Below are 22,779 nucleotides of genomic sequence, written 5' to 3'. Positions count from 1 at the left end.
GAGTCGGGCTTACACGGATGGTCTCCGCGTCACGGCGATAGTTCGGCGAAATGCGCGCAAAGCGTGTGAAGTATAGGCACTCCGGCTGACAGGCGTTAGCGTCGGTCGTTACGTCCGCGCGATGCCCACACACGGTGCACGCTGCCATCGCTTATTCGTACGACCATACGGTTTTCGCGAGCGATGCCGCGCGCAGCGTTTCGCCGCACGCTCGCGCATGCATCGTGCGGGCGTCGTGCCGGCATGAAGCGCCTCTTGCGCGCCTATCGTGCCCACCATCGCGATGGCAGCCACGCGTGCGCAATGCTACGCTGCACGCTCTTCCATTCAGCTGCATGCGTGCGCCATGACCTCTTCAAGACAAGCCCGATTCGACGACATCGCCGCCACGCTCGGCTATTGCTTCGATGGCGAAATCAAGATAGGCGGACACTACGTGCCGGTCGTGCGCAACGACAACGAGGTCTATGTTTCAGGGCAGATTCCGCGTGTGGAGAACACGGTCGTCGTGACGGGACGCGCAGGCGCCGACGTCTCGCTCGCGGATGCACAGCGCGCCGCGCAGGTCTGCGTCATGCGCGCGCTGGCATTGCTCGCGCGCGAAGCCGGATCGCTCGATCGCATTCGCCGCGTGCTGCGCATCACCGTCTATGTGCAATGCACAGCGGATTTCACGCAGCAAAGCGAAGTGGCCGACGGCGCATCTGACGTGCTGCACGCCGTGTTGGGCGACGCAGGGCGACATACGCGGACGTCGGTAGGCGTGTATCAGCTGCCGAAGAACGCGACCGTGGAGCTGGATCTGGTCGCGGTGGTGGACGGCGGCGGCGACCCGCGCTGAAGGCGATTCAGCGCTGCGCTGAAGGCTCTCGCGTGGCCTGTGCCGTGTTCAACGGCGCGCGCGGTTTCGTGGCATCATCGCCAGACCCCAAACGGAGAAAGGAGGCAGGCCATGGCGACGTACATCGTGTTCACGCGCGAAAGCACGCAGGATCAGGGCGAACTCGACACCTACATGAAGAAGGTGGGCGAGACGTTCAAGGGCCATCCGATCAAGGTGCTGGCGGCATACGGTCCGCAACAGGTGCTTGAAGGCGATGCGCCCGAAGGCGTGGTGATCGTCGAATTCCCCGATACGCAGGCGGCGCGCGCGTGGTACGACAGCCCGGCCTATCAGGAGGTCGCCCAGCATCGCTTCAAGGGTTCGCGCTATCGCGCAGTGCTCGTGGAAGGCGTGAAGGGATAAGCGGTCAGGCAGGCATGCGAGGGCGTGGATGAAAAACCGGCGCGGCCCTCGCACTTCGAACCACATCGATACGTCAGCGCACCGTGGCTTCGCAGAAGCCGTAGAAGTGTGCCGCTGTGCTGCACAGCACCGCACGACGTTCCGCTTCCTCGCTGAAAAGCCGCTGCGCCATGCCGAAGGTCGCGTCGAAGCTCGCGGATGCTTCGAACTGCGTGTGCGGCCAGTCGCTGCCCCACATGAGCCGCTCTACCGTCGCGGCTTCTTTCAAGAGAGACAGCGCCTCGCGCGCGAACGCTTCGCCCGAATCGCCCACGCTGTTGCGGTACGCGGCGGACACCTTGACCCACACCTGCCGGCTTCGCGTCATATCGAGCAATCGACGGAATGCGGGATCTCCCACACCCAGCCCGGGTGCCGGCCGGCCGAAATGATCGACCACCACCTCCACGCCGCGCTCCAGTAGCGGCGCAACGATTCTCTCGATACGTGCCGCTTCCGCATGCACCTCGACATGCCAGCCCAGTTCGCGAACGTGCGCGAGCGTGGCGGGCGCGATGTGCGTCGAAAGCGGCGCGTCGGGCAGGCCGATGAGGTTCAGCCGAATGCCGACGACACCTGCCTCCGCCATTGCAGCGAGCGTATCGAAGCGGCAGTCAGGCTCGATCACGGCAACGCCGCGAAGCCGCTGAGGTTCGCTTCGCAATGCGGCCAACAGATAGCTGCAATCCGTGCCGAGAAAACTGGGCTGCACGAGCACGCCGTGCGATACGCCGCAGCGGTCGAGCTGCGCGAGATACGCCGCGAGCGGCGCGTCGTAGTCGGGCACATACCGGCGTTGCGCGGCAAGCGGCAGGCCGCGTTCGAACACGTGCGCATGCGCGTCGATAGCGGTCACGGCAGACGGTTCGCGTGCGCACGGTACTGCGTCACCGCAAACCGAAGCCGCACCGGACGTTACGATCATCAAGGTTCCTCCACTCCACATGCTTTTGGCGTCGCTGCACGACGCGCGCTGCTCCGGCGAGGCGCTCAGTGACGATGCGCCTGCGAAAACCGATGCGCCCCTTCTGCTTCCGTCACCGCTTCGTCGGTCGAGCCGGCGGACAGACCGCCCAGCGTGCGGCCTCGCGTTTCAGGCAGCATCAGCACCGAGACGACGACGATCGAATAAGCCAGCGCGGCGTCGATGCCGATGGCCGTGCCGAGCGTCATGTTCGCCGACATGTGGCCCACCAGCACGGGAAAGCCCGCCGACACCACGCGGCCGAAGTTATAGCAAAAGCCCACCCCCGTGCCGCGAATGCCGCGCGGATACAACTCGTTGAAGAGCGCACCCATGCTCGCTGGAATGCCGGCCGCGAAGAAGCCCAACGGGAAGCCGAGCACGAGCATGGCTGCGTTGCTGAGCGGCATGAACAGATAGATGACCACCGTGACGACGCAGCAGATCGCAAACGCCAGAATCGTCGTGCGCCGGCCAATGCGGTCGAGCAACTGCGCGCACGCAAGACAGCCCACGAAGAACGCGACGATGACCACTGCCAGATACGCGCCGGTACCCAGCACCGAGAGATGGCGTTCCGTCTTCAGATACGTGGGCAGCCACGTCATGAGCGCGTAGTAGCCGCCATGTGCACCGACGCCGAGCAACGCACCGATCAGCGTCATGCGAAGCACCTGCGGCGAGAAGATGCCGAATACTGCATCCAGTGCCGGTTCATCCGCTGATGCATCGGCATTGCGTACGCCCTGGCCGGTGTATTTCAATGCAGCCGCGTCGGGTTCCTGCACGCCGCGCCTCACATAGACGATCAGCAGTGCAGGCAGGATGCCGAGCGCGAACATGGCGCGCCATGCCGTGGCCGCCGGCAGGATGGAAAACATCAAGGCATAGAGCAGCACCGCGGCGCCCCAGCCCACTGCCCACGCGCTCTGCACGCTGCCCATTGCCTTGCCGCGATGTTCGGCGCGAATGGTTTCCGCCATGAGCACGGCACCCGCGGCCCACTCGCCGCCAAATCCGAAACCTTGCAGCGTCTTCAGCACGAGAAACTGCGGATAGTTCTGCGCGAACGCACACAGAAACGTGAAGACGGCGAAGAAGGCCACCGTCCACTGCAGCGTCTTCACGCGGCCCAGACGATCCGAGAGCATGCCCGCGATCCATCCACCCAGCGCCGACGCCACCAGCGTCGCGCCGCTCACGAGCCCAGCCTCCGTGCGGCTGATCGACCATTGGGCGATGATCGCCGGAATCACGAGGCTGAACATCTGCACGTCGAGTGCATCCAGCGCCCAGCCGCCGAAGCATGCCCAGAAGGTGCGCCGCTCGTTGCCGGATATTTCTCTGAACCAACCGGACATGGCTGTCTCCTGTGTCCTGAATTCCGCTACGGGAATCGTTTGATCGTTGTGGTGGGGTTGCATTTCAGTGCAGCGCATTCGCGTGCACTGAAGCGCACCGAAGCGTCTTGCACGCGCTAGCGAATCTCGGCCTGATAGATGAACTCGCTTGCCGGTCCACGGGAACGCCGCCATTCCAGCGGCTGCCGGTCGTATCCATACGCGAGCCGCTCGATCACGACGGCCGGCGTGCCGGGTTCGATGCGCAGCAGACGCGCATGCAGCGGCCCGATGGCTTCCACCGTGAGCGTCTCCGTGGCCGACGCGATGATCTGATTGCACTGCGCTTCATAGACCGGATAAAGCAGATCGCCGATCTGCTCCAGTTCGAGCTGCATGAACGCGGCAAAGCGGTCGAACGGCAGCCAGATTTCTTCGACCAGCATCGGCACGTCGTCGATCAGCCGCAGTCGCGACATCTGGATCGCTTTGCTGCCGTTCGGAATCTGCAAGGTGGCGGCCACCGCCGACGGCGCTTCGACCACTTCGCGCCGCAGGATGCGGCTCTCGGGAATGCGCCGTTCACCCTGCCGCGTCTGGAAGCGGAAGAACCGGAACAGCGAGCTGTCGAAACTGGCGCGACGCACGAACGTGCCGCGGCCCTGGAAGCGCTCGAGCAGACCTTCCGCCACGAGCAGATCCACCGCCTTGCGCACGGTGCCGACGGCGACGTCGTACTGCTTTGCCAGTGCCTGTTCGGTAGGAATGGCCTCGCCCGGGCGCCAATGGTGGGCGGCGATCAGCGCCACGAGTTCGTCGCGCACTTGCTGGTAACGAGGAAGCCGGTCGTCCGCATGCATCATGGTTCTCCTGAATTCATATATATGTTTGCATGAATCGTTCGCAGCATGCATAGGGAGTAACCCCACCGCTCAGCCTTCTCCAATATGGACGGGTTTATACCCATTGGCTCCCGTACCGATTCAGCTAATCATATATATGAATTTCAATTCCGGAGACCTGCTGTGACCCATTCCGTCCCATCCGAGCAGGCCGTCATGAAAAAGACTGCACGCCGGCTGATGCCGCTGCTCGTGGTCATGTTCCTGATCGCCTTTATCGACCGGCAGAACGTCGGCTTCGCGAAACTGCAGATGGTGCACGCGCTCGGCATGACCGAAACCGCGTATGGCCTTGGCGCCTCGTTGTTCTTCATCGGCTATCTGCTGTTCGAGGTGCCCAGCACGCTGGCGCTTCACCGCTTCGGCGCTCGGCTCTGGCTCGCGCGCATCATGGCGACCTGGGGTGTCATCACGGTCGCGATGGCCTTCACGCATTCCACGACGCTCTTCTATGTATTCCGGTTCGCGCTCGGCGTGGCCGAGGCCGGCTTCTATCCGGGCGTGATCTTCTATTTGACGTTGTGGTTTCCGCAGAGCCAGCGCACCCGCATGCTCGGCTTCTTCACGCTCGGCAGCGCGCTTGCCAACATGCTGGGCTCGCTCGCAGGGGGACTGCTGCTGTCGCTGGACGGCCACCTCGGCTTCGCCGGGTGGCAATGGGTTTTCATGGCGACGGGCGTACCTGCCGTCATCGTCGCGCTGGTTGCACTGCGGTTCCTGCCCGAATCCGTGGAACGCGCACGCTTTCTTTCTGAGGAAGAGAAGCAGGTCGTGCTCGCCGCACTCAAACGCGAGGCGCCCGCCAACACGGTGTCCGGGCATCCGTGGCGCGCGTTCATCGACTGGCGCGTGCTGATGTTCGCCGGCGCCTACATGCTGATGTCGACGTCGCTCTATGGCGTCACGTACTGGCTGCCCACGCTGCTGAAGAGCGGCGGCATCGCGTCGTCTGTGAACGGGCTCTTGAACATGATTCCGTGGGCGCTGGGCGCTCTGCTGCTGCTCTGGCTGCCTGCGAGGCTGAAGCGCGAAGGTGTGGTGCTCAAGGCAATGGCCATCGTGGCGGGCATCGGAGTGATCGGCTTCGCCCTGAGCCTCGTGCTGCCCGGCCTGCCGCTGCGCTTCGCTGCACTCGTGCTGGGCGGCGCATGCATTCCGCTGCTCTACCCGTGCTTCTGGTCGCTGCCGCCGCGCTTTTTCAGCGGCGCACGGGCCGCGGCGAGCATCGCCGCCATCAACTCCATCGGCAATCTTGGCGGCTTCTTCGCCCAGAACCTGATGCCCTACGTGGGCAAGGTGGCCGGCAACACCGGCGCACCGATGCTCGTGCCCGTGGTGTGCCTCACGCTTCTCGGCGCCGGCATGCTGGTGGCCAGCGCCTCCAGCGGACGGCGCGAGCGGATGAGCGTCCCGGCCGGCCAATAACCCGCGAGCGGGAACCGTCTGGCCGCGATCGGCAAACGCGTGACGGTTCCTGCATCGACGCCGTGCGGCCAGGTGCACTGGCTTGCCGCTTCGGCGCGTCAGTGCAGTCGGTGCATCTTCGCGGCGTGTGTTGCATGCGCGCAAGTGCGTGCGGCTACGTCGTCGCTACCAGAAACGACTCGCCGGTGGAAGGCCGCAGCCCATCGCTTCGACCACTGAAATAGCGCGCCGCGATGTCTTCCGTGGACACATAGCGGGCCTCGCGGAAACCGCTTGCACGCGCCAGCTCGAGTATTTCCTCCGGACGGAAAAAGCTCAGGAACGGGGTGCCGGCCGCGCGTGCCCGCTCATACACCATCTCATGCTGGGCGCGCTCGGCGGGGTCGATGAGATCGAGCGGCAAGAGGAACGTCATGGCGAAGGTCGAACCCGGCGCAAGCCCCGCGATCTGCCGCAACATGGCAGCAACCGCGTCGCGCGTGAGATACATCGACCCCCCCGTCGACGCGACGATGGCGGGCCGCCGGGCGTCGAAGCCCGCCGCGGCGATGCGCTCCCACCACGACGCGCCGGCCTCGAAATCCACGGGCACGAGCCGCAGCCACACAGGCACACCGAAGCCGAGTTCTTCCAGACGCTGCCGCTTCCATGCCTGAGCGCCCGGCTGATCGACTTCGAACACCGTCATGCGCGAGGCAATCTCGGGGCGACGCTGCGCGAAGGTGTCGAGCCCCGCGCCGAGCAGGACGTATTGCGTCACGCCCCGCCCGGCCTGTTCGGCGACGAGGTCTTCCACAAAACGCGCCCGCCCGACGATGGACGCCCGATAGCCTCGCGTGCCCTGCGGATGCATGTCCGGCCGTTCGCGCCAGTTCCCGTCCGGGTGAGCCAGTTGCAGCCCGACTTCATCCTCGATGACGTGCGGCGGTGCGTCCACCTCGACGTGCATCGCGCGCCATAACGCGACCCGCACGGCCGTGCTGTCCGGCGCCACAGTCTGCCTGTCATGCATGATCGTTCTCCTCCAGCGAATGAGTCTCTTATCTCGTCGGGCCTGTTGTTGCGCCGTAGTGTAGCGACCGGCACTGTGAGGCATTGGGGCCGGCATTCGCCTGCCGCGCTACGTCTGCGCACTGAATCCGCCCGCAATCAACCTGAACTGTGGTGCAGATTGCCCGCCATTTCCTTCACCATTCGGCACACCCGTTCGACACGCCACTTCTTCCACCCCGGCGGTTCGGCATGCGAACGCATTGCGCCGGACATGCAAGATTTTGCCCCCGCTATAATGCCGGTCCACACCACTTCACTTGCGCCGATGAGCCGACCGTCTTACGCACTGCTTTTCATGCTGGGGATTTGCCTGCACGCCGGTGCCGAAGAGCCCGTGCGTGCGCATGCCCTCGCCAGTGATGCAGCAGCGGCGTCGGCGACGATTGCGGAGAGCCGCGATGCAGCGGCCAGCATGCCGCTGGCATCGGCCGCGAGTGCCGCGGCCTCGGATGCCGGCCTCGCGGCAGGATCCGCAACGGGTCCCGTGGCAGCCCAGATGCACAAGATTTCCGCCATGCTGACGGAGAAGTTCGGCCTTGCGCGCGAGAAGGCTCAGCGCATCTCGTCGGCGGTCATGGCGTCGGCCGAGAAGTATTCGCTGCCGCCGGCACTCGTGCTGGCCATCATCTCGATCGAATCGCGCTTCAAGGAAACGGCACGCGGCGCGCACGGCGCAACGGGCCTCATGCAGGTGGTGCCGGCGGCGCACAGGCAGCTCGTCAAGAACATGGACCTCACCGAGGCCTCGGACAACATCGAAGCCGGCTCGGCCATCCTGCACGGGTATCTGCAGTCCGCGCGCGGCGACGTGGGCGCCGCGCTGAAGAGCTACGGTGGCTCGTCGGCCTACGCGCGCAAGGTGAGCCTGCGCGCGAAGGATTTCGACGTGACCCCTGCCGCAAGCGCCACGGACAGGGCGCAGTAAGTCCGTCCGCCTCGCGCTCCCGAATCGGGCGTCGTTCCACTCGCCTTTTCATTACCTGGATATGGCCGTCTGGCCGCGATAGATCACCGTCGCCATCGGCCGGATTCAGCAGGGTCACGGCTGCGCGCCACGGTCAGCGCTTTCGCGAGCCAGACAGGCGCAGACAAACCATTGCGCCGCAGGAAGACCGCGGCTGCGTCGCCCATCCGCACACCCCGCCGGAAATCCGCAAGCACGACGCCTTCATACTGGGCCGCTGGACGACGAGCGCTACGATGGCTCGTTGCCGTTGTCCGAACGCTCCTTGCTCCATCTAGCCAGCGTGCGGGGCGAAACGCCGAAGTGTCGGGCGACGTTTTTCAGCGACGGTTTCGTGCCGTCGGCCGCCGGCTGCAACGCATTCACCGCCCGCTCCCTGCCGCCGGGAACGAGCCATGCCGGCAACGTTTCCTTCCTGAAAAACTCCGGCGCGCGGGCGTGCGGCGAGATGGTTTCATCGGGGTCGAACGCGAACGCCCGGCTCGCCGGATCGTATGCGCGCTCGTAGATGCTTTGCAGGCACCCCTCGCACACGTGCGCCGTGGGCGCGAAATACGCGATGCCCTGCACGTCCTCTCGGTCGTCCGCCCAACGCAGCGCCTGCTGTTCGGCATGGTGCGCCGTGGTCTCGTCCAGCTTGTCGTAGCGCGAGCGCGGAAAGCTGGGCGCGTCGGCGCCCTTTTGCATCGGCACCACGACGTGGCCCGCCACTAGCGGCTTCACCTGCTCGTCGCTCAGCAGATCGAGCGCGGCCTTGCTGTTGCCCGCCATCCCCAGGCGGTAGCTGCCATCCGCGTGCTTGAAGACGAACGGCAGAAGCGTCGTGTTGGCCGCAAGGCCGCGGTCTCGAAGCACCTTGCGCAACGCCACGCGGGTATCGTCGGCCTGGCTGCGCAACGCGTCGAACGCAGGGCGTTCTTCGGTGCGAACCCCACACAGCAGCTTTCCTTGCACTGGTGCAGCGTCGGGTGGCGACAAAGCCGGAACCGCCGATTCTTCGGGCTTGACGCGAAAGCGCGCGCCATTCCAGGTTGCCGTCCGGGTAGGCGTGGCGTGCGCCTCTCGGGACTCACCGGGCACAACGGCGGCCGCCGCCTGCGAAACGTCGTCCGAAGGCAAGCGCGACCGCTTCTGTGCAAGCGCGGTCAAGTCGGCCGGCAACGCGGGAACGGACGGCGCGCCCGGCGTAGCCAGGGCTTCCGGCGATTCGACCAGCGCGGCAGGATCGGGAACGAAGGCCCCATACCGCGACAAGCCGCTCCGAATACTGTCGGCCATGGGATTCTCCAATTCTCCGGCGCGAAGGAAAAGGAACCCCAGCGTAGCAGCATGCCTGCGGCGCGGACCGGCATCGCGAAGACATGGCCGGGCATGCGAAGCCCGCCGCGAAACTCATGGATTGCACCGTCGCGCCGAACGCCGTGAGGCAAACGCCCCACAAGCCGCAACGGCGCACCAACAAAAAAGGGGCGCCTCAGCGCCCCTTCCCTGTCTGCCCGCACACGCCCCAAGCGGGCGCAGCAACTTACTTCGTGTCGTCCTTGATCTGCGGCAGCGCCGACGCTTCACCCGCAGCGAGCAGTCCGACCTGCGAATAGATGCGCAGCTTGTCGCGCGTGTCCTTGATGTCGAGGTTGCGCATGGTCAGCTGGCCGATGCGGTCGCGCGGCGAGAACGTGGACGCCACCTTCTCCATCGAGAGGCGTTCGGGCTGGTACGTCAGATTCGGCGAACGCGTGCTGAGGATCGAGTAATCGTTGCCGCGACGCAGTTCGATGGTCACTTCGCCCGTGATGGCGCGCGCCACCCAGCGTTGCGCCGTTTCGCGCAGCATGATGGCCTGCGGATCGAACCAGCGACCCTGATACAGCAGGCGGCCCAGGCGGCGGCCGTGATCGCGGTACTGCTCGATGGTGTCTTCGTTGTGGATCCCGGTGACGAGCCGCTCGTACGCGATGTAGAGCAGCGCGAGACCCGGGGCTTCGTAGATGCCGCGGCTCTTCGCCTCGATGATGCGGTTTTCGATCTGGTCGCTCATGCCGAGACCGTGACGGCCGCCAATGCGGTTGGCCTCGAGCAGCAGTTCCACGGCGTCGGTGTAGGTCACGCCGTTGAGCGCCACGGGCTGGCCTTCCTCGAAGCGCACCGTGATCTCTTCCTTCGCGATCTGCACGTCGTCGCGCCAGAACGGCACGCCCATGATCGGGTTCACGATCTTGATGCCGCTTTCGAGGCTCTCCAGGTCCTTCGCTTCGTGCGTGGCGCCCAGCAGGTTCGAATCCGTCGAATAGGCCTTTTCCGCCGACATCTTGTATTCGAAGCCCGAGCGGCGCATGAACTCCGACATTTCCGCGCGGCCGCCCAGTTCGTCGATGAACTGCTGGTCGAGCCACGGCTTGTAGATCTTCAGGTCCGGATTCACGAGCAGGCCGTAGCGGTAGAAGCGCTCGATGTCGTTGCCCTTGTACGTGCTGCCGTCGCCCCAGATGTTGACGCCGTCTTCCTTCATCGCCGCGACCAGCATGGTGCCCGTCACGGCGCGGCCGATCGGCGTGGTGTTGAAGTAGGTGACGCCCGCGGTCGAGATATGGAATGCCCCACATTGCAGCGCTGCGATGCCCTCGGCGACGAGCTGGGTGCGGCAGTCGATCAGCCGCGCGCCTTCGGCACCGTACTGGATTGCGCGCTTCGGGATCGAGTCGTAGTCGTCCTCGTCGGGCTGGCCCAGGTTCGCGGTATACGCGAACGGCACGGCGCCCTTGAGCCGCATCCAGTGCAGTGCCGCGCTGGTGTCGAGGCCGCCGGAGAACGCGATGCCGACCTTCTGCCCGGCCGGGAGACTTTCGAGAATTGTGGTCATACGGATAACCGCTGGAGTCTGGAAGAGGGGAAATGTGCAAGTATCCGCTGTGCAGCGGTTCCCGGCAAGGTTCGACAGGTTGGCGAAAGGAAATTGGGCGGGGCGACGGCACGCGCACCGTCCCGCGCGTTATGGCATCGCCCCTGTGTTTACCCGAATACCGGAGGGCGCCGCGCTGCGCGCCGCCCCCAAATCGGGCGAGGTCCGACCACTGCCGGTCCGTGCCACCTCGTCAGCCAGTTGCCCGCGCACGAAGTCGATATGCCCCTGCATCGCCGTGCGTGCCTCCTCCGGGCGCCCCGAGCAGATCGCCTCGCAGAGCGTGCGGTGCTGTTGCAGCAGCATCGCGGACAGATCCTCGCCCTGCTCGCGCAAGCCCGTGCCGTGAATCGTGATGTGCTCGCGCAGCACGCTCAACACGCTCGTATGCAGATGCAGGAACATCGCGTTGTGCGAGGCGAGCGCGATGGCCTCGTGCAGCCGCGTGTCGGCGCTCGCCTCGCCCGCCTTGTCGTCCGTGGCGCGGCTGCGTTCGAGTTCGGCCAGTTCCGCGCGAATGCGCGCAACGTCCTCCGGCGTCGCGCGCAGTGCCGCGAAGTATGCGGTGGCGCCTTCCAGCACGCGCCGAAACTCGAGAATGTCGTCGCGCAGCGCGGGGTGATCGCCGATCAGTTGACCCCAAGGCGACGCCACGCCCGTGCGCAGCTGCTCGGTGACGAACACGCCGGTTCCGTGCCGGCTCTGTAGCAACCCGCGCGCGGCGAGCCGCTGGATCGCTTCGCGCACCGTGTTGCGCGACACGCCGTACTGCACCGCGAGTTCCCGTTCGGCCGGCAGCCGTGCGCCCGCCGGCCAGCTGCCGTTCAGCAGCGCCGTTTCCATGGTTCGCATCACCGCTTCCACGCGGCCGCGCGCATGTCCTGTTTCCGCCATCGTCACTCCTCGCCAAGGCCGCCATTTTGCCGCGATTTTAAGCAGTGGTCCAACCAGTTTGTCCCAGATGGCGGAACGGAGAATGATGCGCTTCAGTTCGCCGCCGCCCATGCCGGCGGCCTCGCAACCGGATATCAGCGACCATGAAGGAACGGCTCTACCCCGCCACCCCGCCCGCCGACGTCTATCTGTTCGGCACCTGCCTCGTCGATCTGTTCGTGCCCGAGGCCGGCCTCGACGCGGTGCGGCTGCTCGAACGCGAAGGCGTGACGGTTCACTTCCCGCGCAACCAGAGCTGCTGCGGACAGCCCGCGTATAGCAGCGGCTACCCCGACAAGGCGCGCGAAGTCGCGCGCGCCCAGTTGGACCTCTTCGCGAATCCGTGGCCGATCGTCGTGCCGTCCGGTTCGTGCGCGGGGATGATGCGCCACCACTGGCCGCGTCTGTTCGAAAACGACCCGCAGGCGGCACGCGTGCGCGATCTGTCGGAACGCGTGTATGAACTCGGCGAATTCCTGCTGCGCGTGTTGAAGGTCGATTTCAGCGAAACAGCCGCCAACGCATGCGCCGACGAGCGCGTCGTGCTGCACACGTCGTGCGCCGCGCGCCGCGAAATGGGCACGCGCGAGCACGGCGTCGAGCTGGTCGATTCGCTGCCGGGCGTCACGCGCGTGGAGCACGAACGCGAATCCGAATGCTGCGGCTTCGGCGGCACGTTCTCGCTGAAACACCCGGACATTTCCGGCGCGATGGTGGCGGACAAGCTCGCCTCCGCCTGCGCGACGGGCTGCGAACGGCTGGTGTCCGCCGACTGCGGCTGCCTGCTGAACATCGGTCACGCGGCCGAGCACAAAGACGCGCCGTTGAAGGTCGAGCATCTCGCGTCGTTCCTGTGGCGCCGCACGCAGCGCAAGGAGACGGCAGCATGAGCCGCACTTCCGCGCCGCTGCATGAAGCGCCCGCGCTGCCCACTGCGCCCGGCGACTCGAACCGCGCCCGCGCGCGCATGCTGGGCCGCCTGCGCGCGAGCGCGCCTGCGTCGGCCCCCTCGCGAGCCGGCTCGCCGGAGGCCGACATCGCGGCCCGCATCGCCGCCCACTACGCGAGCCAGCGCGCAGGGATAGACGATTCGCAGCCAGCCCGCCTCGATCGCTTCCAGCAGATGCTCGAGGCCGTGCACGCCGACGTCTTCCGCGCGAGCGCCGACACCTGGCCCGCCGAACTCGCGCGCCGGCTCGCGGCAGCGGGCGTGCGGCGCGTGCTGCTCGACCCGAGCCGCGCGGAAGGCACCGCGCTCGTTCGCGCACTGCCCGACAGCGTCGCGGCGCACTCTTATGCGCAACCCATCGAGGCGTGGAAGGACGCGCTCTTCGACACCATCGACGCGGGCTTCACCGTCGCGCGCTCCGGCATCGCCGCGACCGGCACGCTGATCGTCGAGCCGGACGCCGGTTCGCCGCGCACCGTCTCGCTCGTGCCGCCGCTGCACGTCGCGCTCATTCACGCGAGCACGCTGCACATCGACCTGCATGCCGCCGTCACGGCCGAACGCTGGAGCGACGGCATGCCCACCAATCTGGTGATGATCTCAGGCCCCTCGAAGACATCGGACATCCAGCAGACGCTCGCCTACGGCGCGCATGGTCCGCGTGCGCTGTGGGTCGTCATCGTGACCGACGAGGCCGCCGCATGAGCCCCACGCAAGAAAGCCCGCTGCATTTCGTGCCGACCGCCGACTTCCGTGCACGCGCCCGCGCCGCGCTCGACGACCCGCAGTTGCGCAAGAGCTTCCGCGGCGCCATGGACTTTTTGCAGAGCAAGCGTCGCGCGCAATTCCCCGAGGCCGACGAACTCGAACACCTGCGCGACCTCGGCGAAGCCGTGCGCCAGCATGCGCTCGCGCGGCTGCCCGAACTGCTGGAACAGCTCGAAGCAAAGCTGCGCGCCAACGGCGTGCAGGTGCACTGGGCCGAGACCGCGGACGACGCGAACGCCATCGTCCATGCCATCGCGCAGCGGCGCGGCGCGAAGCGCATCGTCAAAGGCAAGTCGATGGCGAGCGAGGAAATCGAGCTCAACCATTACCTCGCCGAACGCGGCATCGACTGCATCGAGTCGGACATGGGCGAATACATCGTGCAGATGGCGGGCGAAAAGCCGTCGCACATCGTGATGCCCGCCATTCACAAGACGAAGAGCGACATCGCTCATCTGTTCGAAGCGCACATTCCGAACACGCCTTACACCGAAGACGTGGACGAACTGATCCAGACCGGCCGGCGCGCGCTGCGCCGCGCGTTCGTGGATGCCGACATCGGTCTCTCGGGCGTGAACTTCGCCGCCGCGGACACCGGCACGCTGTGGCTCGTCGAAAACGAGGGCAACGGCCGCCTCTCGACGACCGTGCCCGACGTGCACATCGCGATCATGGGCATGGAGAAGGTGGTCGCGAAGCTGGAGCATATCGTGCCGCTGTCGAGCCTGCTGACGCGCTCGGCAACGGGCCAGCCCATCACCACCTACTTCAACCTCATCAGCAGTCCGCGCCGCCCGGGCGAACTCGACGGCCCGCGCGAGCTGCACGTCGTGCTGCTCGACAACGGCCGCAGCCAGGCCTACGCCGACGAAGAGCTGCGCGCCACACTGCAGTGCATCCGCTGCGGCGCGTGCATGAACCATTGCCCGGTCTACACGCGCATCGGCGGCCACGCATACGGCACGACCTATCCCGGTCCGATCGGAAAGATCATTTCCCCGCATCTGCTGGGCCTCGATGCCACCGCCGATCTGCCCACCGCCTCGAGCCTGTGCGGCGCGTGCGGGGAAGTGTGCCCGGTGCGCATTCCGATTCCGCAACTGCTCGTGCGTCTGCGCACGGAGTCGAACCGCGCGCCCGATGAGGCGGTGGCGCATCCGCTGCGCGGCCAGGGCGCGCGTCACAGTCGCGGCGAGCAGTTCGTGTGGCGCTTCTGGAGCGGCGCGTTCGCGCATCCGCGGACGTTCCGCGTGCTGCGCTGGGCGGCCACGCGCCTGCGTGCGTTCGCGCCGTCGCAGCAGATGGGCTGGACCCGCCACCGCACGCCGCTCACGCCGGCGCCGCGCAGCCTGCACGATCTGCTGCGCGAACGCGGCCAGCCGGAATAAGCAGCAGGCACCCGACCCACGTGCGGCTCGCGCCCCGTCGATCGCGACGGCCGTGCGCGGGCCGCGCGGGTCGCTGGCGCAGCATGAGCCACTCGAGCCGCCGGAGAACGCGGCACGCGACCCACGATTTCTGAACCACCACTTTGGGAGGAGACCCCGTGCAACCCTGGACCCAGACTTACGACCCGTCAGGCAGCCTATGGCTGTCCGCCGCCATCGCGGCCATTCCGATCCTGTTCTTCTTCGTCGCGCTCGCCGGGCTGCGTCTGAAAGGCCACATCGCGGCCGCCATCACGCTGCTGCTCGCCCTTGCCGTCGCGATCTTCCAATACGGAATGCCCGTGAAAATGGCGCTCGCCTCGGCGGGCGTCGGCTTTGCGTACGGCCTGTGGCCCATCGCGTGGATCATCGTGACGGCGGTGTTCCTCTACAAGATCGTCGTGAAGACCGGCCAGTTCGACGTCATTCGCGCGTCGGTGCTCTCGATCACCGACGACCAGCGGCTGCAGCTGCTGCTGATCGGCTTCTCGTTCGGCGCGTTCCTGGAAGGTGCAGCGGGCTTTGGCGCACCGGTCGCCATCACGGCGGCGCTGCTGGTCGGCCTCGGCTTCGAGCCGCTCTATGCGGCCGGCCTGTGCCTGATCGCGAACACCGCGCCCGTCGCGTTCGGCGCAATGGGCATTCCGATCATCGTGGCGGGCCAGGTGACGGGCCTCGATCCGTTCGTGATCGGCGCGACGGCGGGCCGTCAATTGCCGCTGCTCTCGGTGTTCGTGCCGTTCTGGCTCGTGTTCATCATGGACGGCAAGCGTGGCGTGAAGGAAACGTGGCCGGCCGCGCTCGTCGCGGGCGGCAGCTTCGCCGTCACGCAGTACTTCACGTCGAACCACATTGGGCCCGAGTTGCCGGACATCACGTCGTCGCTCGTCAGCCTCGTCGCGCTCGCCTCGTTCCTGAAGGTGTGGCAGCCGCGCCGTGCAGGTGCGGCAGCGGCATCGCGTATCGGCGTGAGCGCCGGCGCCGCGGCGCTGGGTGGCGACTTCGCCGGCGGCTTCGGCGGCGCGGGCGCGTCGTTCGGCACAGGCTCGCGCGAGGCGTCGCCGTACTCCGCTGCGCAGACGGTGCGCGCGTGGGCGCCGTTCCTGCTGCTGACGGCCATCGTCACGGTCTGGAGCACGAAGACGTTCAAGGCGCTGTTCGCCGCGAAGGGCGCGCTGGCCGGCACGATCCTGAGCCTCCACGTGCCCGCACTCGACAAGCTCGTGATCCGCACCGCGCCCATCGTTTCGTCGGCCAAGCCGTTCGACGCCGTGTTCAAGCTCGACCTGATCTCGGCAACGGGCACCGCGATCCTGCTGACGGCGCTCATCTCCATCGTGCTGCTGCGCATGAAGCCGCGCGCCGCAATCGCCACCTTCTTCGAGACGCTCCGCGAACTGCGCCGTCCGGTGCTGTCGATCGGGCTCGTGCTGGCCTTCGCGTTCGTCGCGAACTATTCGGGCATCTCGTCGACGCTCGCGCTCGCGCTTGCCGGCACCGGCGCCGCGTTCCCGTTCTTCTCGCCGTTCCTCGGCTGGCTCGGCGTGTTCCTCACGGGTTCGGACACCTCGTCGAATGCGCTCTTCGCGTCGTTGCAGAACACGACCGCGCATCAGATCGGCGTATCCAACACGCTGCTGGTCGCGGCGAATACGTCGGGTGGGGTAACGGGCAAGATGATCTCGCCGCAGTCGATCGCAGTGGCCTGCGCGGCGACGGGCCTCGTCGGCAAGGAAGCGTCGCTGTTCCGGTTCACGGTTCGGCACAGCCTGTTGTTCGCGATGATCGTCGGCATCATCACGCTGCTTCAGGCCTATGTGCTGACGGGGATGATTCCGCACTGACGGTCTTCCGGTAGCCGCACAAAACGAAAGAGGCCCGGTGGCAAACGCCGCCGGGCCTCTTCTTTTGAAGCTTTGTTTGAAGCGGAGCAATCGCGCGCTATCCCGCCACGCCCGCGATCAACATCAGATTCGTCCCGGTAATCACGGCGAACAGCGCCCACGCGGCGATCTGCGTCGGCAGGCCGATCGCGTGATCCTTCATCACGGCCCGGTCGCTCACCGAGCGGATCAGCGGCCACATCGCGAACGGCAGTTGCAGACTCAGCAGCACCTGGCTCCAGACCAGCAACTGCCCGACCGCGCCGTCCCCGAGCCACAACACGCCGATGAGCGCCGGCACGAGCGCAAGGCCGCGTGTGATCAGACGCCGCTGGTAGCACGGAATCTTCACGTGCATGAAGCCGTCCATGATGACCTGACCCGCGATGGTGCCCGTGAGCGTCGAGCTTTGTCCCGAGGCGAGCAACGCGAGGCCGAACAGCAACGCCGCGCCGCCGCCCGCAATCGGCGTAATGAGCTTGTACGCCTGCTCGATGTCGTTCACGCCCGTCTGACCCGTGGCATGAAACGCGGAGCCGGCGAGGATCAGGATGGCCGCATTCACGAGCATGGCGACCAGCAGCGACACCCACGTATCCACACGCACCAGTGCGAGCGTTTCGTGCACGTCGCCGCGCACGCCGCCCACCACGCGCCGCGTCTGCACCACCGACGAATGCAGATACAGGTTGTGCGGCATGATCGTGGCGCCCACGATGCCGAGCGCGAGCACGATGGCGTCTTTCCGGTCGTGGGCCGGCGCGCCCGGAACGAGGCCGCGCACGACCGAATGCCAGTCCGGCGGCACGAGCGCGAGCTGCGCGACGAAGCAGAACATCATCGTGCCGATCAACGCGAGCACGATGGCTTCCACCTGCCGGAAGCCTTTGCCCTGCAAGCCGAGCACGATCATCGTGTCGAGCGCGGTCAGCACGATGCCCCAGGCGACGGGCACGCCCAGCAGCAGCTTGAAGGCCAGCGCGCAGCCCAGCACTTCGGCGATGTCGCACGCGATGATCGAAATTTCCGCCGTGATCCATTGCAGCACTTTGCCGAACGGGCCGTAGCGGGTGTAGCTGGCCTGCGCGAGGTCCATGCCCGAAGCGAGACCGAGGCGCGCGGCGAGCATCTGCAGAAAGATGGCGGCGAGGCTCGACATCGCCACCACCCACAGCAGCGCGTAGCCGAATTTCGAGCCCGCTTCGATGTCCGTGGCCCAGTTGCCGGGATCCATGTAGCCGATCGCGACCAGAAACCCCGGGCCGGCGAAGCGGCGGAGCTTGGTCCAGCGGGATACGCCCGCCTCGATGACGATGCTGCCCTTCACTTCCGAAGGACAGAACGGGGCCGTGGGAATGGTCGGAAGCCGCATGCGTTGGGGTGCGTAAGAGGTCGTGGCCGTAGCCGTTGAAGTGCGGCCACATTGTACGCAGGGTGGGGATGGCGAGCGTCGAACCGGTCCCTGCTCTTCACAACCCCGTCATCACGTCGTCATGGTGACGGTGCCGTGAAACCTTGCGCGACGGTTCAATGGCTCTCGCCATTCACAGCTAAATTCATGGCGCATTTCATGTGAATAAGCCTTTGCTTAATTGCACATTGCAGACTAAATTGCCGGAGTCCTAAAACGGGACAGATAAAGTCGGATTCTTTTTCCGCGTCATTCCATATCGTTCACGTCGTTTTATTCACGGGGGATAGGTCCATGGATCGCCAGCCTCAAACCTGCTGTGCCGCACCGAACGCTGCCCGCCGCACCTCGCTCAAAACCGCACTGGGTCTCATGGCGTTCGGCATGGCCGCCGAACTGCTGCCGGGCCTCGCGCAGGCCGCCGCCCTCACGAAGGCGCAGCGCGACGCCATGACGCCCGACGACGTCATCGCCATGATGAAGCGCGGCAATGAGCGCTTTCGCGCGGGCAAACTGCAAACGCACGACTATCTGGCGCAGAAACGCGCCAGTGTGAACGGCCAATATCCGGCGGCCGTCATTCTGAGTTGCATGGATTCGCGCGCGCCTGCGGAAATTATTCTCGACGCGGGTATCGGCGACACTTTCAATGCGCGCGTGGCCGGCAATATCGTCAACGACGACTTGCTGGGCAGTCTCGAATACGCCTGCGCCGTGGCGGGGTCCAAGGTCGTGCTGGTGATGGGCCACACGTCGTGCGGCGCGATCAAAGGCGCCATCGACGGCGCCAAACTCGGCAACCTTACGGGCCTGCTGGACAAGATCAAGCCGGCCGTGGACGCCACGAAGTTCGACGGCGAGCGCACCAGCAAGAACGACGCGTTCGTGGATGCCGTGGCCGCCACCAACGTGCGCCAGGCCATCGACGAAATCCGCCGGCGCAGCGACGTGCTGGCCGGCCTGGAAAAGGACGGCAAGATCAAGATCGTCGGGTCGATGTACCACCTTGTGGGAGGCAAGGTGGAGTTCTACGCGTAATTGATCCGTCGGGCGGCGCGCCCCGCGTGCGCCGCTCTCGTCTGCCGCCACTTCCCCCACCACCCGCACCCTCCGCCCTTCCTGCCGAAACTCCGGATTTATGCGAAAGTGCGTGTTTGCCCGCCGGCTGCCGGGTCCATGTCCCAGACATCCCGGCAAGCACGCGCTGTGCAGGTCCGGCGCGCCGGGCGGTTTATCTGATCGGAGAACGGGAGATACGGTATGGCGGTTTCAGGCTACGCGGATACGCAACTACTGATCAACGGCGAGTGGTGCGACGCCGAAAGCGGCAAAACGATCGACGTCGTGAACCCGGCAACGGGCAAGGTCATCGGCACGGTGGCCCACGCCGGCATCGCGGATCTGGATCGTGCGCTCGCGGCTGCGCAGCGCGGCTTCGAAGTGTGGCGCAACGTGCCCGCCCACGAGCGCGCCGCCACCATGCGCAAGGCGGCGGCACTGGTGCGCGAACGTGCCGACACCATCGCGCGCCTCATGACGCAGGAGCAAGGCAAGCCGGTTGTCGAGGCGCGTATCGAAGTGATGTCCGCGGCGGACATCATCGAATGGTTCGCCGACGAAGGCCGCCGCGCCTACGGCCGCATCGTGCCGCCGCGCAATCTTTCGGTGCAGCAGATCGTGGTGAAGGAGCCCGTAGGCCCGGTCGCAGCCTTCACGCCGTGGAATTTCCCGGTCAATCAGGTGGTGCGCAAGCTGTGCGCGGCGCTCGCCACCGGGTGCTCGTTCCTCGTGAAGGCGCCCGAAGAAACGCCGGCTTCACCCGCGCAGCTGCTGCGCGCGTTCGTGGATGCGGGCGTGCCTGCCGGCGTGGTGGGCCTCGTGTTCGGCAGCCCCGCTGAAATCTCGGCCTATCTGATTCCGCACCCCGTCATCCGCAAGGTGACGTTCACGGGCTCCACGCCCGTGGGCAAGCAGCTCGCGGCGCTCGCGGGCCAGCACATGAAGCGCGCCACGATGGAGCTGGGCGGTCACGCGCCCGTCATCGTCGCGGAAGACGCAGATCTCGAACTGGCCGTGAAGGCCGCGGGCGGCGCGAAGTTCCGCAATGCAGGCCAGGTCTGCATTTCGCCGACGCGCTTTCTCGTCCACAACAGCGTGCGCGAAGAGTTCGCGCGGGCGCTCGTCAAGCATGCCGAAGGTCTGAAGGTGGGCGATGGCCTCGCCGACGGCACGCAGCTCGGGCCGCTCGCGAACGCGCGCCGCCTCACGGCGATGGCGAAGGTGGTGGAAGACGCGCGCGCGGTGGGCGCCACGGTCGCGACGGGCGGCGAGCGTCTTGCGGGCGACGGCAACTTCTTCGCGCCTACGGTGCTGACCGACGTGCCGCTCACGGCCGACGTGTTCAACAACGAACCGTTCGGCCCCATCGCGGCAATTCGCGGCGTGGACTCGCTCGAAGAGGCCATCGCCGAAGCGAACCGTCTGCCGTACGGGCTTGCGGGCTATGCGTTCACGCGCTCGTTCCGCAACGTGCATCTGCTCACGCAGCGGCTCGAAGTGGGCATGCTGTGGATCAACCAGCCGGCCACGCCGTGGCCCGAAATGCCGTTCGGCGGCGTGAAGGACTCGGGCTACGGTTCGGAAGGCGGCCCGGAAGCGCTCGAGCCGTATCTCGTCACGAAGTCCGTGACGGTGGCGGCAGTCTGAAGCGCCAGGCCTTTTCGATGTGAATACGCGACGACACGCCGCCCCGCAGTAGGGCGGTCATGTCGTCGCGTTTCAGGCATAACTTGCGCCGCGAACACGCGGCGCTTTCTTTTTCCGCGTGCGGTTCTCCTCTCGTGCGTCTTGCTCCGGCACGCGGCCATCACGTGAAGTTCATGCAGGCTTCATGCGGCCTGCACTTCGATGCGGCGCGGCCTGGCCTCGTCGCGGCGCGCAATCGTGAGCTTCAGCACGCCGTTCGCGAGGTTGGCTTCGATCGTCGACGTATCGAAATCCGGGCTCAGCACAAACGTGCGCGCGAAATGCGGTTCGCGCATTTCCGCGTGCTGCACGCGCAGATTCGATGGCACCGGCACCACCGCTTCGGCCTCGATGGAGAGATTGCCGTCTTGCACGCTCACGTTCAGCTTGTCCTTGCTCACGCCCGGCAGGTCGGCCCACAGCGTCACACCGTGGCTGTCTTCGTAGATGTCGACGGGCGGGATCAGCGTGACGCGGCGCGCGGGCTGCCCGGCTTCGTTGCGCGCAACGGCGTTGTCTTCACGCGGGGCGAGTTGAGAATTGTCGCTCATGATGTGCTCCTCGAATGCTCGTATCAGGGGAACATTACTGAACGGTGATGGCGCGCGGCTTCGACGATTCGCGCTTGCCCACGCTGATGGTGAGGCAGCCGTTTTCGTAGCGCGCCGTTACCTTGTCGGGATCGGCGGTTTGCGGCAGTTCGATCACGCGCCGGAACGTGCCCGAGAAACGCTCTTCGGCATAGGTGCGCGTCTCGTCGCCGGACGCGGGCCGCACGCGCTTGCGCTCGCCGCTGATGGTGAGCAGCCCTTTGTCGATAGACACGTCGAGCGCCGACGCATCGAGCCCCGGCGCGAACGCGACGATCTCGATGGACTCGTCGGTGGAGCCGATGTTGATGTGCGGGAAAGCGCCGACGCGGCCGGCGCGAATGCTGGAGCTGGAGGGCAAGCTGCCGAAGAGACTCGCCATCTGGCGTTGCAGGCGGTCGAACTCGCCGAACAGATCGCTCCCGAAGAATAGATCGCTCATGGTGCATCTCCGTGAAGTCCGGCCGGCAGGCGAGGCATCCGGCGGGCGCCCGAACGGGGCCCTCCGGCTGGGGCTCTTGCGGATCAGGTCCTTGGGAAGCCCACACTCGTAGCCCATTCGCCTGCCCAACCGTGGGTTGCGGTTAGCAAACAAATCGGAAACACGTGGTGCGCCGCGGTGATCGCCGCGCGTCAGTGTCCGGGCGACATCCAATATAAAAGCCGCAGCCCTGTTTTCAAGGGGTGATTTGCACGAAATCGAATGCGCGGGGCGTTCTTGAAAAACGCGGGAGCCATCCCTATAGTCGCGCCACAACAGCGTTCCCCCAACGCACCGATGGAGGACTCGATGGATTTCGACACCGATTGGCTCACGCTGGGCCGGCACCGTGTCAGGGTGCGGTCCACGCGAGGTTTTCCCACCGAAACCATGCGCACCGTAGTGGAGGTCGCGCGACTCGCCGTCGACAGCAACATGAGCGCGCGAGCGCGGCTGGTCGAGGTGGTCTGCAGCGAGGAAAAGGTCTACGACATCGCGGTAGGCACCACGATGGCGGAGGACAAGACGTGCGCGCCGCAACTCGCGGCGGCCATCGCCACCGTGCTCGGCCTGCTGCCGAAGCAGGTCAACCTGACGGTCACCGTGGTTTCGCAGCGTGACGTGGATCTGCACTTCGGGGTGTACGAACGCATGCTGGCAGAGCGACTCCAGGCGGCCTCGCCGATCCAGTGACCGGTGCGCCGCAGGGCGCCGTAGAGGGCGCAGTAAAACGCGCAGTCAGGCGCCGGATGCGGGCAAA

The 22,779-nt window shown here is 66.1% G+C and carries 21 protein-coding genes; 11 read left to right on the top strand and 10 right to left on the bottom strand.

The genetic code is table 11. The annotated features are described in order from the left end of the window. Positions 1-346 precede the first annotated feature (346 nt). Positions 347-841 (top strand): RidA family protein, encoded by a 495-nt coding sequence (locus U0042_RS07370; protein ID WP_198665440.1) that lies wholly within the window; start codon positions 347-349, stop codon positions 839-841. A 111-nt stretch (positions 842-952) separates the two neighbouring features. Continuing rightward, the gene (locus U0042_RS07365; protein ID WP_114815159.1) at positions 953-1,246 is read left to right on the top strand and encodes a DUF1330 domain-containing protein; all 294 of its coding nucleotides are present in this window, start codon (positions 953-955) and stop codon (positions 1,244-1,246) included. 73 nt (positions 1,247-1,319) lie between these two features. On the opposite strand, the gene U0042_RS07360 is transcribed toward U0042_RS07365, so the two are convergent. The 3 genes from U0042_RS07360 to U0042_RS07350 all read right to left on the bottom strand — a co-directional run bounded on the left by U0042_RS07360 (position 1,320) and on the right by U0042_RS07350 (position 4,449). Continuing rightward, positions 1,320-2,210 (bottom strand): amidohydrolase family protein, encoded by an 891-nt coding sequence (locus U0042_RS07360; RefSeq protein WP_114815160.1) that lies wholly within the window; start codon positions 2,208-2,210, stop codon positions 1,320-1,322. Between the two features lie 65 nt (positions 2,211-2,275). Next, positions 2,276-3,610, bottom strand: a complete 1,335-nt coding sequence (locus tag U0042_RS07355; RefSeq protein WP_114815161.1) for an MFS transporter — start codon at positions 3,608-3,610, stop codon at positions 2,276-2,278. A gap of 116 nt (positions 3,611-3,726) precedes the next feature. Beyond that, positions 3,727-4,449: a GntR family transcriptional regulator gene (locus U0042_RS07350; RefSeq protein WP_114815182.1), complete on the bottom strand. Its 723-nt coding sequence runs from the start codon at positions 4,447-4,449 to the stop codon at positions 3,727-3,729. Positions 4,450-4,647: 198 nt separating this feature from the next. Between U0042_RS07350 and U0042_RS07345 the strand changes: the two genes are divergently transcribed. Beyond that, positions 4,648-5,916: an MFS transporter gene (locus U0042_RS07345; RefSeq protein ID WP_114815162.1), complete on the top strand. Its 1,269-nt coding sequence runs from the start codon at positions 4,648-4,650 to the stop codon at positions 5,914-5,916. 154 nt (positions 5,917-6,070) lie between these two features. On the opposite strand, the gene U0042_RS07340 is transcribed toward U0042_RS07345, so the two are convergent. After that, a complete protein-coding gene (locus U0042_RS07340) occupies positions 6,071-6,928 on the bottom strand; it encodes a class I SAM-dependent methyltransferase (protein WP_114815163.1) in 858 nt (285 codons plus the stop codon). 306 nt (positions 6,929-7,234) lie between these two features. On the opposite strand from U0042_RS07340, the gene U0042_RS07335 reads away from it, so the two are divergent. Continuing rightward, complete coding sequence (locus U0042_RS07335; protein ID WP_419150499.1) at positions 7,235-7,894, top strand: transglycosylase SLT domain-containing protein; 660 nt, start codon at positions 7,235-7,237, stop codon at positions 7,892-7,894. 270 nt (positions 7,895-8,164) lie between these two features. On the opposite strand, the gene U0042_RS07330 is transcribed toward U0042_RS07335, so the two are convergent. The 3 genes from U0042_RS07330 to U0042_RS07320 all read right to left on the bottom strand — a co-directional run bounded on the left by U0042_RS07330 (position 8,165) and on the right by U0042_RS07320 (position 11,726). Continuing rightward, entirely contained in the window at positions 8,165-9,211 is a 1,047-nt protein-coding gene (locus tag U0042_RS07330; protein ID WP_114815164.1) for a hypothetical protein, read from the bottom strand. Positions 9,212-9,458: 247 nt separating this feature from the next. Beyond that, a complete protein-coding gene (gene argG / locus U0042_RS07325) occupies positions 9,459-10,793 on the bottom strand; it encodes an argininosuccinate synthase (protein ID WP_114815165.1) in 1,335 nt (444 codons plus the stop codon). A gap of 129 nt (positions 10,794-10,922) precedes the next feature. After that, positions 10,923-11,726: a FadR/GntR family transcriptional regulator gene (locus U0042_RS07320; RefSeq protein WP_114815166.1), complete on the bottom strand. Its 804-nt coding sequence runs from the start codon at positions 11,724-11,726 to the stop codon at positions 10,923-10,925. 143 nt (positions 11,727-11,869) lie between these two features. On the opposite strand from U0042_RS07320, the gene U0042_RS07315 reads away from it, so the two are divergent. The 4 genes from U0042_RS07315 to U0042_RS07300 all read left to right on the top strand — a co-directional run bounded on the left by U0042_RS07315 (position 11,870) and on the right by U0042_RS07300 (position 16,753). Further along, on the top strand, positions 11,870-12,655 hold the full coding sequence (locus U0042_RS07315; protein WP_114815167.1) for a (Fe-S)-binding protein: 786 nt from the start codon (positions 11,870-11,872) through the stop codon (positions 12,653-12,655). A gap of 77 nt (positions 12,656-12,732) precedes the next feature. Beyond that, positions 12,733-13,419: a LutC/YkgG family protein gene (locus U0042_RS07310; protein WP_232833627.1), complete on the top strand. Its 687-nt coding sequence runs from the start codon at positions 12,733-12,735 to the stop codon at positions 13,417-13,419. Further along, a complete protein-coding gene (locus tag U0042_RS07305; protein WP_114815169.1) occupies positions 13,416-14,870 on the top strand; it encodes a LutB/LldF family L-lactate oxidation iron-sulfur protein in 1,455 nt (484 codons plus the stop codon). The genes U0042_RS07310 and U0042_RS07305 overlap by 4 nt, the downstream gene beginning before the upstream one ends. 158 nt (positions 14,871-15,028) lie before the next feature. Further along, positions 15,029-16,753 (top strand): lactate permease LctP family transporter, encoded by a 1,725-nt coding sequence (locus U0042_RS07300; RefSeq protein WP_114815170.1) that lies wholly within the window; start codon positions 15,029-15,031, stop codon positions 16,751-16,753. Positions 16,754-16,850: 97 nt separating this feature from the next. Here the strand turns inward: U0042_RS07300 and U0042_RS07295 are convergent, their stop codons facing one another. Next, entirely contained in the window at positions 16,851-18,164 is a 1,314-nt protein-coding gene (locus tag U0042_RS07295; protein WP_114815171.1) for an Nramp family divalent metal transporter, read from the bottom strand. A gap of 333 nt (positions 18,165-18,497) precedes the next feature. Between U0042_RS07295 and U0042_RS07290 the strand changes: the two genes are divergently transcribed. After that, on the top strand, positions 18,498-19,241 hold the full coding sequence (locus U0042_RS07290; protein ID WP_114815172.1) for a carbonic anhydrase family protein: 744 nt from the start codon (positions 18,498-18,500) through the stop codon (positions 19,239-19,241). 222 nt (positions 19,242-19,463) lie between these two features. Beyond that, on the top strand, positions 19,464-20,909 hold the full coding sequence (locus tag U0042_RS07285; protein ID WP_114815173.1) for an NAD-dependent succinate-semialdehyde dehydrogenase: 1,446 nt from the start codon (positions 19,464-19,466) through the stop codon (positions 20,907-20,909). A 182-nt stretch (positions 20,910-21,091) separates the two neighbouring features. Here U0042_RS07285 and U0042_RS07280 read toward each other — a convergent pair whose 3' ends face one another. Both U0042_RS07280 and U0042_RS07275 read right to left on the bottom strand, forming a co-directional pair. After that, complete coding sequence (locus tag U0042_RS07280; RefSeq protein ID WP_114815174.1) at positions 21,092-21,499, bottom strand: Hsp20/alpha crystallin family protein; 408 nt, start codon at positions 21,497-21,499, stop codon at positions 21,092-21,094. Positions 21,500-21,533: 34 nt separating this feature from the next. Further along, positions 21,534-21,980, bottom strand: coding sequence for an Hsp20/alpha crystallin family protein (locus U0042_RS07275; RefSeq protein ID WP_114815175.1), 447 nt, complete (start codon positions 21,978-21,980; stop codon positions 21,534-21,536). A gap of 348 nt (positions 21,981-22,328) precedes the next feature. On the opposite strand from U0042_RS07275, the gene U0042_RS07270 reads away from it, so the two are divergent. Continuing rightward, a complete protein-coding gene (locus U0042_RS07270; protein WP_114815184.1) occupies positions 22,329-22,712 on the top strand; it encodes a hypothetical protein in 384 nt (127 codons plus the stop codon). Positions 22,713-22,779: the final 67 nt, after the last annotated feature.

This window comes from Paraburkholderia kururiensis (genome assembly GCF_034424375.1).
In the GTDB taxonomy this organism is placed as follows: Bacteria; Pseudomonadota; Gammaproteobacteria; order Burkholderiales; family Burkholderiaceae; genus Paraburkholderia; species Paraburkholderia kururiensis_A.
The sequence above is the reverse complement of the archived record's forward strand: the minus strand, read 5'-3'. Positions and strand labels throughout refer to the sequence as shown.

Coding starts and splice junctions, on each gene's coding strand:
- U0042_RS07280 (WP_114815174.1), bottom strand. CDS start 21,499: ATGAGCGACAATTCTCAACTCGCCCCGCGTGAAGACAACGCCGTTGCG.
- U0042_RS07340 (WP_114815163.1), bottom strand. CDS start 6,928: ATGCATGACAGGCAGACTGTGGCGCCGGACAGCACGGCCGTGCGGGTC.
- U0042_RS07360 (WP_114815160.1), bottom strand. CDS start 2,210: ATGATCGTAACGTCCGGTGCGGCTTCGGTTTGCGGTGACGCAGTACCG.
- U0042_RS07370 (WP_198665440.1), top strand. CDS start 347: ATGACCTCTTCAAGACAAGCCCGATTCGACGACATCGCCGCCACGCTC.
- U0042_RS07270 (WP_114815184.1), top strand. CDS start 22,329: ATGGATTTCGACACCGATTGGCTCACGCTGGGCCGGCACCGTGTCAGG.
- U0042_RS07320 (WP_114815166.1), bottom strand. CDS start 11,726: ATGGCGGAAACAGGACATGCGCGCGGCCGCGTGGAAGCGGTGATGCGA.
- U0042_RS07295 (WP_114815171.1), bottom strand. CDS start 18,164: ATGCGGCTTCCGACCATTCCCACGGCCCCGTTCTGTCCTTCGGAAGTG.
- U0042_RS07305 (WP_114815169.1), top strand. CDS start 13,416: ATGAGCCCCACGCAAGAAAGCCCGCTGCATTTCGTGCCGACCGCCGAC.
- U0042_RS07330 (WP_114815164.1), bottom strand. CDS start 9,211: ATGGCCGACAGTATTCGGAGCGGCTTGTCGCGGTATGGGGCCTTCGTT.
- U0042_RS07285 (WP_114815173.1), top strand. CDS start 19,464: ATGGCGGTTTCAGGCTACGCGGATACGCAACTACTGATCAACGGCGAG.
- U0042_RS07310 (WP_232833627.1), top strand. CDS start 12,733: ATGCTGGGCCGCCTGCGCGCGAGCGCGCCTGCGTCGGCCCCCTCGCGA.
- U0042_RS07355 (WP_114815161.1), bottom strand. CDS start 3,610: ATGTCCGGTTGGTTCAGAGAAATATCCGGCAACGAGCGGCGCACCTTC.
- U0042_RS07350 (WP_114815182.1), bottom strand. CDS start 4,449: ATGCATGCGGACGACCGGCTTCCTCGTTACCAGCAAGTGCGCGACGAA.
- U0042_RS07315 (WP_114815167.1), top strand. CDS start 11,870: ATGAAGGAACGGCTCTACCCCGCCACCCCGCCCGCCGACGTCTATCTG.
- U0042_RS07275 (WP_114815175.1), bottom strand. CDS start 21,980: ATGAGCGATCTATTCTTCGGGAGCGATCTGTTCGGCGAGTTCGACCGC.
- U0042_RS07290 (WP_114815172.1), top strand. CDS start 18,498: ATGGATCGCCAGCCTCAAACCTGCTGTGCCGCACCGAACGCTGCCCGC.
- U0042_RS07365 (WP_114815159.1), top strand. CDS start 953: ATGGCGACGTACATCGTGTTCACGCGCGAAAGCACGCAGGATCAGGGC.
- U0042_RS07345 (WP_114815162.1), top strand. CDS start 4,648: ATGAAAAAGACTGCACGCCGGCTGATGCCGCTGCTCGTGGTCATGTTC.
- U0042_RS07335 (WP_419150499.1), top strand. CDS start 7,235: ATGAGCCGACCGTCTTACGCACTGCTTTTCATGCTGGGGATTTGCCTG.
- argG (WP_114815165.1), bottom strand. CDS start 10,793: ATGACCACAATTCTCGAAAGTCTCCCGGCCGGGCAGAAGGTCGGCATC.